Source organism: Streptomyces sp. NPDC030820, from assembly GCF_055572075.1.
Map to the genome: position 1 here is coordinate 832,627 of NZ_JBVIEB010000002.1, position 13,132 is coordinate 845,758.

Here is a 13,132-nt window from a genome sequence, read left to right on the forward strand (position 1 = left end):
CTTGTCACTGCTTCGTCTGCTTCGATCCCCTATGTCCATGTCGAGCGTCCCGCACGGCCTGGGCGACCCGTCGAGGGCGCGCGTGCCGGCCTGGCTGTCGCAGGGCTTCAGTCCAGGTGGCAGCGGGATCTTCGCGTGTTGGGCTGTCTCCCGCGCAGTCGCGACCGGTTCGATGTTCGCTATATCGGGTTTTATGAGATAGGGCTGGTCTGACCGCTTCATGAGATAAATCACTGTCTGACCGTCGGAGAGTGGGCGACGCTTGAGCGGGATCGGGTGCTGCTGGAGCGTTCGATGCACGGCAGGAGATCGCCGACCGCAAGATCGAAGAGCTCTTGCGTGAGTACGAGTGATCGCGAGTGAGGTCAGGCTCGGGCCTTCGGGTGGCTGGGGGTCGGGCTTCAGTCGGGTGCGGGGGATAGCGCCCGAAATCCTGGCTTGTCCCCGCGGTTCAGTTCCGTGGGCACTACAGTTACTCGTGTGCGGCGCGTCACACTGCGTCGTATGTCAGGCGGTCGGGGCAGGCCTTTATGCCCGACTTGTGCCAATTGGGGGGCAACGTGTATGAAATGAGCAAGGGCTCGAATGTGGCTCTGGCAGCCCTGAGTGAGAACGTTGGGTCTGTGATCGTCAGTTTGGGCTGGGGGAGCTCGACTGGCGAGGGTGACGCGGACGTCTCCGTCTTGTTGGTGGACGTGAACGGCAAGGTCCGCGGTGACACCGACTTCTACTTCTACAACAACCCAGTCGCGGCCGACGGAAGTGTGCAGCTTCTGGGCAAGACGCCGACGGCGGACGGGAACGAGGACCGGATCAGCTTCGACTTGACTGCGGTATCGGCTGACGTCGACCGGATAATCGTGGCTGCCAGCCGTTACGACGGAGCGCGCTTCGGGGAACTTGAGGACGTCAGGCTGTCGTTGGCCGACGGGGCGGGTGATGATCTTCTTCGCTTTGCCATCAATGACGTCGACTCGGTGAGTGCGATCATCTTTGGTGAGCTGTATCGGCGCGGACAAGAATGGAAGTTTCGCGCTGTGGGCCAGGGCTACGACGCTGGTCTCGCTGGTCTGGCAACGGACTTCGGCGTCGACATCGATGACGATGCGACGGCAGTGGAAGCGCAGGTCGGCGCGAGCGACGATCAGGCGGACATGACGGGTCCGGCCTCGGCCGACGAGCCGATATCACAAGGATCGCTGGGGGTCGTTCCATCTCCTCGTCGCCCCGAAGACGGCGACGAGCCGCAGAAGCCGACTGCTCGACCGCGTACGGCGAAGAAGAAGGTCACTCTGCCCAAGACGGTTAAAAAGACCCTGGCTGAGAATGAATCTTGGAGGGTGGCTCGGCTGTTCCCGGTGTCTGCGCTCAAGAGTGACCGGGATCGTGAAATGCGGGCCACCTCCGTGCTGCTGTCGGTGATGGCACAGGTTCCTGAATTCGGCAGGCGACTCACCGCTGGCTTCGGGGCGCCAGCAGGCCGCATGGAGACCTACACCGAAGTCACCCTGCCGCACGGCGATACACCGCGACGCCCTGACGGGGTGATCCGCGTCGAGCGGGCCGGCAAGCTGTGGACGGCGCTGGTCGAGACGAAGACCAACGGCAACGCCCTCAAGCCCGATCAGGTACAGGCGTACATGGACATCGCCGCGCGCCGTGGCTACGAGGCCGTGATCACGATGTCGAACGATGTCGCGTTGGAGGGCAGCCCGCTCGTCGACGTCAAGATCGACGGACGGCGCAAGCACAAAGTGGCGCTTCGGCACCTTTCGTGGGCGGAAGTCGCGCACCAGGCGCAGATGCTGATCCGGCACGAGGGTGTCAGCAGCGGGGCGCACGCGTGGCTCCTCCAGGAACTGCTCCACTACCTGCAGCATGAGAACTCCGGCTGCCACGGCTTCCAGAACATGGGCCCGGCCTGGGTGCCTGTGCGCAACGGAATCGACGACGAGACCCTGTGCCAGGGAGATACACGCGCACTGGAGGTCGTCGAGAGCTGGGAGCGGCTGATCCGCCAGGTGTGTCTCGGGTTGGGTGGTGAACTGGGACAGAAAGTACTGCCCGTCCAGCGAGTCAAAAGGGGAACGGATCCGGCAGCACGCCGGAGCGGTCTCGCCGATCAGCTTTGCCTCGACGGGCTGCTGCAGGCGGAACTGCGCATCGAGGGAACGCCCGGCGTTCTGGCGATCAGCGCTGACCTCCGCACCGGCAAACTGCGCACCTCCATTGAGATCTCGGCACCGGAGCAGGGCTACCCGTTGTCCTGGGCGAAACGACTAGTCCGGACCTTGGCCGAAGCGCCGGCGGACCTCCACATCGAGACGCTGGTCGAAGGGGGCACTGGTGGCCCCCGGGGCACCCTGGAGCGGCTCCGTCCTGAGCCGGCGGACCTGCTTCCGAAGGACAGCAGCACCCAAATCACGGGCTTCCGCTTGTCATTGTTCAAGGGGATGGGAAGCGGCCGGGGCAACGCCGAGTCCGGCTTTATTCGGAGCGTCGACGAAGCGGTGCACCGCTTCTACACCGGCGTGGTGGTCCATTTGGATCGCGTGACACCGCGCCGAGCCCCCTCCAGGGAAAAGACGGCGACGGGCTGAGTCTCAACAGTCGCCATGGCCAACTGGGCCGGCAGTCGGTCTCTCAGGCCCCTGGAACTGCCCAGGGGCCTTCCCGTTTGCCGGGGCTGACCAGGGAGGATGCCCCAAGAGCCTTTCCACGAACAGTCCACAGACCCCGTCCTAGGGCCGCTCACCGCCGCATACGCCTGCACATACGCGAAGACCCCGGCCTCAGCGTTTCCGCTGGTGACGGGGTCTTTGGGCACCTCATGCTGGGTGCCCCCGGCAGGATTCGAACCTGCGCACACGGCTCCGGAGGCCGTTTTGCCTCACAGGCAACATGCTGGTCAGAGTTTTGATCGAAGCGAACCGACTGGTGCTCGTCCACGGATGGTCCACAGAAGGAGCGCGCCTCCGATGGGTCCTCAGGAGGCCTGATACGCGTTTTTATGGTCCCGTTGCTCAAAGCAACCGTTCGCACGCTACCCTGACGGAACCCACACATGTCAGGGGAGGGCATGCCGTGAGCGACACCTGGGTTGCCATCGACTTCGAGACTGCCAATGCGCACCGCGGAAGTCCGTGCGCAGTTGGCCTTACAGCCGTCGACCAGGGCCGCATCACCGACCGGATGTATACCCTCATCCGGCCCCCTGCTGCGTACAGGCACTTCGATCCGTACAACACTCGCATCCACGGCATCGGGTCTTCCGACGTCGAGAGCGCACCCAGCTGGGCTGAAGCCCTCCAGCAAATCTTGAGGTTCACTGCCGGCAGGACCCTCGTCGCCCACAACGCGGCCTTCGACTTGGGGGTGCTCCGTGATGCCTGTACGGCGGAAGGAAGCCCCTGGCCGACGTTGCGCTACGCCTGCTCCCTCGTCGTTGCCCGGAGGACCTGGCGGCTGATCTCCTACGCGCTGCCCGAGGTCGCCCGACACATTGAGGTGCCGCTAAAGGAGCATCACCAGGCAGGTGCCGACGCTGACGCCGCCGCGCACATCATGCTCGCAGCTATGCGGCACCACAGGGCCATGAGCCTGGATCAACTTCTTGCAGAGTTGAGCGTAGTTCATGGCAACGTAGCACCTAACGCGTGGTCTGGCTCCCGGACCAAGGGCGCATACAAGGGAAAGCCTTCCGCCCCGATTCCTGGTGCGAACCCGGATGCCGACCCTCACGGCGCCTTCTATGGCAAGGCTGTCTGCATCACAGGAACGCTCAGCAGGATGAAGCGGGCTGAGGCTCAGGCTGCCCTCGCTGTTGTAGGCGCCACCCCGGTGGCGAAAGTCAGCGGTAAGACGGACATTCTCGTGGTGGCCACGCCCGACCCGCGGCGGTTCGCTATCGGCTCTGAAAAGAGCGAGAAGCAAAGGACCGCCGAGAGGTTGCTGGAAGACGGACACGACATCGAGATTATCGGTGAGGCAGATTTCTTTGAACGGCTGAACAGCTGAGCTTGCGGGAAGGCCCCGCCGTCCGGGCCGTGGGCACCTACGGCCCATGTGCCACCGTCGGCTGCCAGAGCGTGGCGTGCTTGTTGCAGAGCGGCAGGGTACCTCTCGCTGTTGACAATTCTGAGACCGGCCGCTTCACCGGCCCCTCTCCGGTTACGTCCGCGAGGGGGCTGGGTGGGCTCTCGGTTCTTCCTGGGGGTGGAGATGCACGAGTTGGGGGAGAACGATCCGCGCGAGTGCGGGGGTTACCAGTTGCTCGGGCGTCTGGGAGCCGGGGGCATGGGGGTCGTGTACCTGGGTCGGCATGCCGATGGGCAGCAGGCAGCGGTCAAGATTATGCGATCTGAGCTGGCAGACGATGCCGCCTTCGTGGAGCGCTTCCGCCGTGAGGGGCGTGCGCTGGCTGCATTGCGCAGCCCTTACGTCGTCACGGTTCTCAAGCACTCCGGCGAGAACGAGCGCTCTTATCTGGTAACGGAGTACGTGCCGGGTCCGTCATTGGCCGAACGTCTCGACGCGGGGCCCATCCCACCGAGCGAACTTCGGTCCCTTGCAGGGGCATTGGCACAGGCATTGGAGGCGATTCACGCAGCGGGGATCGTTCACCGCGATCTGAAGCCGTCGAACGTGCTGTTGGGGCCAGATGGGCCCAAGGTGATCGACTTCGGTATTGCGCAGCTTGTCGATGCCACAGCCGTGACACGCACCGGCTGGCGCCTCGGCACACCTGGGTACCTCGCTCCGGAACAGCTCACGACAGGGGTCGCCGGTATGGCCGCTGATGTTTTCGCCTGGGGGCTTGTCGTCGCCTCCGCAGCACTGGGGCGCCATCCCTTCGGTGCAGGGCCCGCCGAGGGGCTCGCCTACCGCATTCAGCACCACGAGCCCGATCTGCAAGGGTTGCCTTCGGAGCTCGTACCAGCAATACGCAGTGCCTTGCAGAAGGACCCTCAACGGCGGCCGGATGGCGCACAGCTGATCCAGCTCCTGCGGGAGCCTCCACCTCTCACGGCGCCGTACACGCTTACCGTTCCCAGCGGCCCGACCGCACCGCCGCAGTGGACCTTCCTACGGAAGGCCCTTCTCACCGCATCGCTGTCGGCTGTGGTCTCCGTCGGGTTGGTCGTGTGGCTGCTGCCGCAGGGCAAGGCCACAGGCTCCGCCACCGCGTCGTCCGATGGCCGATCGGGTCACGTACGCGTGACCTCGTCAACGAGTGCTGCCCCCTCGGCAGTCGGCGCTCGTGCGGCTACGACAAGTCCGCCGTCGATGACGGCGAAGGCGGATGAGGCGCCGAAGGCCGCACCCTCCACGCCCGCCACGACACAAGTGCTCACGTTCACGCCCTGGACATTCGGCGAGCCGGCCGATGACATCGACGTTGTCTCCACCGTGCGCGGAAGCTGTTTCGGCCAGTCATTGGCCATCGTCCGCTCCGACGCGTACCGGTGCGTCGTTGGGTATGAGATCAAGGACCCGTGCTTCAGCCCGCCGAACGATCTGGCTCCGGCCGTGCTCTGTCCCGAAGCCGGGCCGATCGGAAAGGTGATCCGCGTCGACCTCACAGAGAAACTCCCTGACGATGTTGGCCTGGAGGATCAGCCGTTTCCCTTCAAAATCGTGCTTACCGACGGGCAAGTCTGCGACTCGTATGAGGGATCCGGTATCGCCATCGCAGGTAAGACGATGACCTTCGCCTGCCCGGACGGCGACCTCTTCGGAGGTCCGGACCCCGCAGGAAGCACGTGGACTATCGACTATCGGCCGAAAGGCGCGAGCAGTTTCCAGCCCGTCGATGTCGCCGCCGTGTACGAATAGCAGTCAACGGGCGAGTGTGGCACTGATGCCGGGTGACCACGATGAGCCTCTCCGGCAGATCGCGACTGACGCACGTGCCGAACTGACGTGTCCGGTGACCCTGAAACAGGGAAGGGCCGATCCCGGAGGGAACCTCTCCTGAGCCGGCCCTTCTCTCTTGTGACTCGGACAGAGCCCGAACCTGGTGACACCGCTTTAGGAGAGCGGGTGGGGCGTCGGGCCGGTGACCTGCTGCTTCGCCGACCGAGTTGGAGGGCGCGGATGTTGACCGCTGCTGACCCCTGCATCTGGCACGGATGTGGCACGGCGATCTCTTCGTCCCGAAGCAACTTGGTTAGGGTCTGTGCCTGGGGTTGGTGTGCTCCTCACCTGCATCGACGGTCCATAGGCGTTCGCGCTCGTTCGCCGTCGTCCGTCGGCGTTGTCACGCAGTTAGACACTCACCCCCGACCGTGCCCTACTTCTTGCGACGTTTGCCCACCCTCTTCTTCAGTTGGGCCTGGCCGCGCTTCGTCCAGTCGCCTTGGTGTAGGTGGCAGCGTGAGGTGCCCTTCAGCGTCTTGTTCTGGCAGCGCTTTCCAGACGCCGTCGGCCAGCCGCACTTGCTCTGCTTCCACTCGCCCACCGTTCGCCCTCCCGATAGTGCGCTCGAAGATTCGGCCGGCACTCAGCGTGCAGCGCCGTGCAAACACTGGGTAGGGCGCATACCCAGCGGTGTGAAAGCTCCATGCGCGCGCGAGTCGGTACAGCACGTCGCGCGGGCTGGCTTTCAGTGTCCGCTGGTGCTCCAAGAGGCCGTGTACGACGTCGTTCACCTGCGTTCATAGTCGGCTTCCCATACGCTACGGCCCACGGCACGCCGCCGTCATTGCCAGGGGGGAGCATGGTGGAGCAGCTTCAGAGGCTCGTTGTCCGCTACGGCGAATGTGTACAGAAGCCCGTGCGTTTCCGTCCAGGAACGTGGCGCCCGCGGTTGGCGTCGCACGGGGCGGAGCATGTGCTCGATGTCGGCGTTGAATCTGCGAGTGGGCCGGGCGGTGACCGTCTCATCGAGCGAGGCGACTTGGCCCGTCTTCGTGACCACGCTGGTGACGACGCCGACGGCCTGCGTGACCTGTTCGTGGCTGTCATGATCTGGGGCTCAGGTACCACCAACGGACGTGGGCCGCGGTACACCGAAGCGGCCCTGTCCGACCCGCACATGCCCAGAGTCCTCCGGACCACGCGCGATGCGGTCCGACGGGGAGACCTGAGCGGGGCCTATCAGCAGTTCGTCCTTAAGGGAGTGGGGCGATCCTTCTTCACCAAGTGGTTCGCGGCCGTGGACGACCGTGAAACCACATGTGATCGGGCCTTGATCCTCGACGACCGGGTCTTTCGCTCGCTGAACGCTCTCGGGTGGTCGAGTTGGAAGGCGGCCGGCACCCACCACTGGCCCACCCGATACGCCACCTACGTCAGTGCCATGCACGGCTGGGCCTCGTCTCTTGGTGTCACACCGGACTGGCTTGAGTGGCTCCTCTTCCATCTGAACGGTCGCGTAGACGAGACCTGAGCTTCGGAGGCTGTGTTCACTGATGGACCGTTCCAGCGTCGACCTGAACGGTCCGGGCGCTGCCCCGGCGGCCTGGCCACTATTCACCGTGATTCCCGGGTGTTCCCCGCTTTGTAGGCCATTGTTGGGTCGCATCTAGTCGCCCAGTGTCGCAACCTACCGGGCTAGGCCCATAGCCGTCGTTGTTCTGCGCCTCGACACGAGAAAAAAGAGATTTTACTGCACGGATCCGCGATGAAGTAAAAAGGTGGTGGAAAATCCCTCGATATCATACAATCCCGTCATGCGTATCAAAAACATGACTGTGTCCGGCTGGAAGGGCTTCGATGCTGCGAGCCTCGCACTGTCCAGGATCAATGTTCTAGTAGGGCGAAACAACAGCGGCAAGTCGGCGCTCATTCGAGCTGCGCACTTTCTCCAGACAGGGCCCAACCCGCCAGAGGGTGAAATTCGGCTTGGCTCAGAAGCGGCTACCATCCAATACGACCTCGAAGATTTCGACGTCCGCAAATATGCGCCGGAAATCGCTCCGGGAGTGGCAGCGAAGGGCCTTGCCGAAGACGGCTTGATTCCACAGGTTCAGGTTGAAATTCGTCTCAAGCGGCCGGGCCCAAATCAAAATACTCCCTGGGCCCAAATTTCTCATGTGCTACAAACCAATGACAATGTCCACGGCGACTTTCCGAGGATCTCACCGATAGAGCCGGATAACTTTATCTACCCCTATCTCTCTAAGCGGAAAGTCGGAAGCTATGAGCGCCAGGTCGATAAGAGCAAGGCTGATCAAGTAACGGGAAACCTCCAACTCCTCTCGGCTAAGGTAGCCCGTCTGACTGGTCCGGGGTATCCGGGGGCAGAGCAATTTGCCGAATTGTGTAAGCGCCTCTTGGGGATGTCACTTGGAACCGTGATGGTAGAGAACGGCCAACTCGTCGGCTTCACGGTTGGACGCTTGGGCTCCATCACGGTCGAATCCATGGGTGAGGGCATCTCAAGCCTGCTCGGTTTGATCACGGACCTGTGCGTGGCGGAGGGACAACTCTTCCTAATCGAGGAACCTGAGAACGACATCCATCCCGATGGGCTCAAGGCGCTCCTCGATGTCATCATCGAAAAGTCTGCCAACAATCAGTTCATCGTCTCCACACACTCAAACCTCGTCGTGAAGTACCTAGCTTCAGCTCCTGATAGCCGCCTATTTCAGGTGGAGCAACGACAGGATGCACGAGGTGTTCCCACATCAACCGTGAAACTCATCGAGTCAGCCGAAGACCGCGCTGTTGTGCTCCGCGATCTTGGTTACGATCTGCACGACTTTGACTTGGCTGAAGGGTGGCTCATCCTCGAAGAGTCCTCCGCCGAACGAATCATCCTCGACTACCTCATCCCTTGGTTTGCACCGAAGCTCACCCGTATTCGTACCGTCGCCGCCGGCGGTACCGGAGGAGTTGAGCCAACGTTCCGCGAGTTCGGGAAGCTTGTCCTCTTCGTCCACCGAGAGGAGGTTTTCAAGCATCGGGCCTGGGTTGTAGTCGATGGTGACCAGAGTGGGCTAGACGTGGTAACTAAGCTCAAGGCGAAGTACACCACTTGGCCGAGTGATCGGTTCCGATTCTTCAGCAAGCCGCGCTTTGAAGATTACTACCCATCGCGGTTTAGTAAGCAGATCGACGACGCTTTTTCTAGGTCTAAGGGGCAGCAGCAACAGGCTGCCAAGAGTGCCTTGCGGCAGGAAGTCCAAGACTGGTGTGACGCTAATCGTGAGCTAGCCAAGACGGAACTGGCGCAATCTGCGGCTGAAGTTATCGCGGTGCTTCAAGAAATTGAGACAGCTCTATTCGAACGCTAATGGGCCCCAAGGGGGGCTTCACCGCGTCGTTTTGAGCGGAGAGCACCGCTTTAGGAGTTCGATCCAAGCGCGCTCCCGCGTGAGCCGGCCACTGGCGCGACGGCCGGACAGAGACGCTGGTGTATGCCCCGGTCCGGCGTCGTTGATGTCAGCCGTAGATGTCAGAAGCTCTCTGGTGTTGCAGGAAGGTGGCCTGGGTATACCACCGCTGTCGCGGGTCATGGGCCGGGTCCGAACTCACCGCGCCGCGCCAAGCCCAGGTATGCCGGTATAGGTCATCCCGAAGCGCTACGAAGCCGGATTCGGACAGGCGAGCCGTAGGTAGTGGGACAACTTCTCCCTGAGGAGCTGTCCATGTCTACCTGGCTCTGGGTTGTTCCCGCGGCTGGGATCCTCGTCCGATCTGGCTTGGTGTCGTTCGTCGCAGCGGTTGCCGTCCTGTCGCCTGACGAGAGGCGTGCTCAGCGGGCCGAACGAATCCTGTGCGTTCTCTTGCGGCGGCGACGCATCTGCTCGCCCGCAAGCCACCGCACCGTGCGGCCCGGTGCTTAGAAGATGCGGGCATGCCTTGGTGGGCGACCTTGATGCGGCCTTGCCGGTGCCGTCCAAGGCTGTCGGGCACCGCTGCCGTCCATCGTCGTTGCCGTCACTGCCGCACTTCAGTGCGGTACCGGCCGCGTTGCTGCACTCCGCTGCGGCATGGGAAGCACGGGACCACCTACTAGCGACTAGGAGGTGATCCCCCTGGTCAGGGTGGCAGCACTTGAACCCACGACCGCTTCGTCCTGAAGCAACTCTGGTGGGTACTCGACCTTGGACTCCTGCCTCTCTCACCTGCTGTGACGGTCCGCAGGCGTCGGCGGGTGTCCGCCGCTGTGCGTCGGGGTTGTCACACAGTTAGACACTCACGATCGACTCTGCGGCAGCGGTCAGACGCTTGTACGTGTATCAGCCCGCTGGCTGACCGACACGGCACAAGAAGTCCACAGCTCTGACCAGCTCAGAGCCAGTGGGCCTCTGTCGTTGTTGGCCGCCCGCGGCTGACCCCGTGCGGCTCAGAGACGGCCCAGTGCTTGGCTTCGACTCGGGCCTGACCTGCTGGCGGAGGCTTCGCTATGCGTCTGACCGGGTGAAGCCCATGGCTCACCATCTGTGACCAGGGTACAGTTTGAACGTGGCTAGAGACGGAAAACTTCCCCAGAAGGAACGAAACTGCATGCGATGGGTGATGTGATCATGCTGCTCAGGTTCCGCGTGACCAACCACCGATCGATCCGAGACTCGGCCGAGCTCGTGCTGACCAAGTCGACGTTCGAGGGTGTCAGGCCGGCCGACGGCGATTGGCGGTCAGCAACAAACCGCATTGTGGGAATTTTCGGATCTAATGCCTCCGGAAAGACAAATCTCCTGCATGCGATTAATTTCGCCCTTAACGCGATTCGGAAATCTGCAAGTTGGGATGATGATAAATCATTCCCCTATCACCCCTTCATCTTGGACGGTCACTGCTCGAATCAGACCTCTGCCTACGAGTTTGATTTCACTATCCAAAACGTACGATACGTTTATGGATTTGAGAGTAATGCGGCAGGGGTCCAGGGCGAATGGCTCGCGTCATTCCCTGAGGGGCGACGCAGGCTTCTGTTTGATCGGTCGGGGTCACTTCCCAACGACTACACCTTCGGTCGATCCCTGAAAGGTGAGAACGTACGCATTTCGCGTAGCACTCAAGAAAAGAATCTGTTTCTAACAGTTGCCGCGAAAGCGAATCACGTCGAAATCAAGCGGGTGCACAATTACCTCACGCGACACATCGAATATGCGGCCTATTCGGAAACTCAGCAGAAGGGCCGCATCAGGACCATTAAGCGGTGGATGGAAAGCGATCTCGTCCGCCAGAGGGCCGAAAGTCTTCTGAAGTTTGCCGATCTTGGCATCTCGCGTCTCGCTGTCGAGAACGTGGAATTGGATGCGGAGACGCGTCAGACGCTTGTAAGCATCGCCGAGGGAGTAGCAGAAACCTTCCCGGATCCACGCCTGAACAAAGACGAGTTCCTGGAATCATTCCTCGCCGACCAGCAGCGAAAAATCAAGTTTTGGCACAAGGGAGGAGGCGAAAGTGGGAACTATGTACTGGACATCGAAAATGAAAGTAGCGGAACAGTAGCCTGGCTGTCACTCGCGATCCCTGCACTGCGTGCCATCGATAACGGTCATGTCTTCGTCGTGGACGAGATCGACGCCAGTTTGCACCCCCGGCTTACTGCCGCTTTCATTTCTCTCTTTAGGGATGCGGAGATCAACTCTAAAGGTGCACAGTTGATCTTTGCCTCACATGACACCTCCCTGATGGGGCATCTGGTCGGAGGCGCCTTGGAGAAGGAGGATGTTTGGTTTGCGGAAAAGGGCGATGACGGGGCGTCAGAGTACTATCCCTTGACGGACTTTCCGGTCAAGGCGGATCATAATCTGGAGCGTCGCTACCTAAGTGGGCGCTACGGAGCGGTACCTGCCGTCTCTTGGGAGGATCTGCGTGCTTCCTTGGTTGTAGGAGATCATGCGTGAGTCGTCGTCAGGTCAGAGGATCGCAAAGAATTTCGAAATCCCGCGGCAAGAGATCAGAAAATAGAAAGATCCTAATTGTTGCCGAGGGAGTGAAAACCGAGCCGCAGTATTTCGAGGGTCTCGCTGCGTACCTCAATGCTCAGGCAGTTCACGTTATATCCGTCAAGCCTATTGGCACTGGCCGGGATCCGTTGAGCGTTGTTCGTGAAGCCGACCAACGTCGTAAACGGGAGCAACAGAATGGAGATGCATTCGACGCTGTATGGTGTGTGGTCGATGTGGATGCTCATGCAACACTGCCTGCCGCTTGTGCGCTCGCCTCTCGAAGCCAGTTAGGGATCGCTATCAGTAGTCCGTGTTTCGAGATATGGCTACTTTGGCATTTCGAGGAGCGTACCGCATGGGTCACTGCAGATGCTCTATCGGAACGATTGAAGAGCTATGGGGTCTCTGGGAAGAGCTTGCCGTCGAATTTTCCATATGCGAAGTTCGAGGAGGCTAAGAAGAGGGCCGAGAAGTGTGCGCCCATTCAGGTAAATCACAATCCTCCGAACCCTAGCTCGTCCGTTTCTGAACTAGTTGCCGTACTGGAATTAGCTTGCAAAGGAAAGGCGTCCAAGTCTCGCTGATCAGTTCACCCAACCGCCGCTAGTGAATCCCATTAGGTCGGCGGAGCGGGTTTGGCCGGTGGCCTGCCCGGTCTGGGGTCGAGCATGATCAGGGGGCCGTACGCTGGTTGGCAACTCGGGCAGGCTTTGGGCCTGACCGCAATGTGCACGAGTGGCCCCCTGGTCTTGCTCGACGCGGGGCCCGGACCGGGGAGGTGGCTAAAGCCGTGGAGCCGACCAGCCTCAGCCACAGTGGGTTTCCCTACCGCTGCCCGCATGCACGTAGCGCGCCGCCGGGCGCGGCCAGCCGGGGCGGAGACAGGAGGCAGGCCGCGCCGCAGAGGCGGCGCGCGCCCGCGCCGTGCGCGGGCCTTGATGAATGTAGGGAAACTTCTACCGCGCTTCCCGGGTGAACGTTTGTCTTGTCTCGGTTGATGCTTGCCGTTGTGGCTTCACCTGATGCTTGACACCGCTTGCCTCGGCTTGGCTGTGCGCGTCTGATCCGCGTGCAGGGAGGGCCGGGGCCGTGCTGGTGGAGTTGAGCGTGGTCGAGCAGCGGTATCACGCGGTGATGGAGGTCGCCGCGGGGGTTCCGGTCACCCAAGTCGCCGCCCGGTATGGGGTGTCCAGGCAGTCGGTGCACTCCTGGGTGCGCAAGTACGAGCAGTCGGGCCTGCCGGGATTGGCGGACCGGTCGCACCGGCCGGCCTCGTGTCCGCA

General features: G+C 61.8%; 8 protein-coding genes and 1 tRNA gene. 8 read left to right on the forward strand and 1 reads right to left on the reverse strand.

The features are described 5' to 3' along the window. Nucleotides 1–569: 569 nt before the first annotated feature. On the forward strand, nucleotides 570–2,600 hold the full coding sequence (locus ACZ418_RS08480; RefSeq protein ID WP_468358825.1) for a TerD family protein: 2,031 nt from the start codon (nucleotides 570–572) through the stop codon (nucleotides 2,598–2,600). Nucleotides 2,601–2,838: 238 nt separating this feature from the next. On the opposite strand, the gene ACZ418_RS08485 is transcribed toward ACZ418_RS08480, so the two are convergent. Then, nucleotides 2,839–2,898, reverse strand: a tRNA-Ser gene (locus ACZ418_RS08485). Between the two features lie 186 nt (nucleotides 2,899–3,084). Here ACZ418_RS08485 and ACZ418_RS08490 point away from each other — a divergent pair. From ACZ418_RS08490 to ACZ418_RS08520, 7 genes are all read left to right on the forward strand, one after another. Next, nucleotides 3,085–4,017 carry an exonuclease domain-containing protein gene (locus tag ACZ418_RS08490; protein ID WP_468358828.1) on the forward strand — a complete coding sequence of 311 codons (933 nt, stop codon included), beginning with the start codon at nucleotides 3,085–3,087 and terminating at the stop codon, nucleotides 4,015–4,017. 204 nt (nucleotides 4,018–4,221) lie between these two features. After that, nucleotides 4,222–5,835 carry a serine/threonine-protein kinase gene (locus ACZ418_RS08495; protein ID WP_468358964.1) on the forward strand — a complete coding sequence of 538 codons (1,614 nt, stop codon included), beginning with the start codon at nucleotides 4,222–4,224 and terminating at the stop codon, nucleotides 5,833–5,835. An 883-nt stretch (nucleotides 5,836–6,718) separates the two neighbouring features. Next, a complete protein-coding gene (locus tag ACZ418_RS08500; protein ID WP_468358830.1) occupies nucleotides 6,719–7,390 on the forward strand; it encodes an 8-oxoguanine DNA glycosylase OGG fold protein in 672 nt (223 codons plus the stop codon). 283 nt (nucleotides 7,391–7,673) lie between these two features. Further along, nucleotides 7,674–9,239: an ATP-dependent nuclease gene (locus ACZ418_RS08505; RefSeq protein ID WP_468358832.1), complete on the forward strand. Its 1,566-nt coding sequence runs from the start codon at nucleotides 7,674–7,676 to the stop codon at nucleotides 9,237–9,239. A gap of 1,221 nt (nucleotides 9,240–10,460) precedes the next feature. Next, on the forward strand, nucleotides 10,461–11,804 hold the full coding sequence (locus tag ACZ418_RS08510) for an AAA family ATPase (protein ID WP_468358835.1): 1,344 nt from the start codon (nucleotides 10,461–10,463) through the stop codon (nucleotides 11,802–11,804). Next, complete coding sequence (locus ACZ418_RS08515) at nucleotides 11,801–12,433, forward strand: RloB family protein (protein WP_468358838.1); 633 nt, start codon at nucleotides 11,801–11,803, stop codon at nucleotides 12,431–12,433. Before ACZ418_RS08510 ends, ACZ418_RS08515 begins: the two co-directional genes overlap by 4 nt. Nucleotides 12,434–12,950: 517 nt before the next feature. Next, nucleotides 12,951–13,132: helix-turn-helix domain-containing protein (locus ACZ418_RS08520; protein WP_468358967.1), on the forward strand; the 182-nt coding region annotated here is incomplete at its 3' end.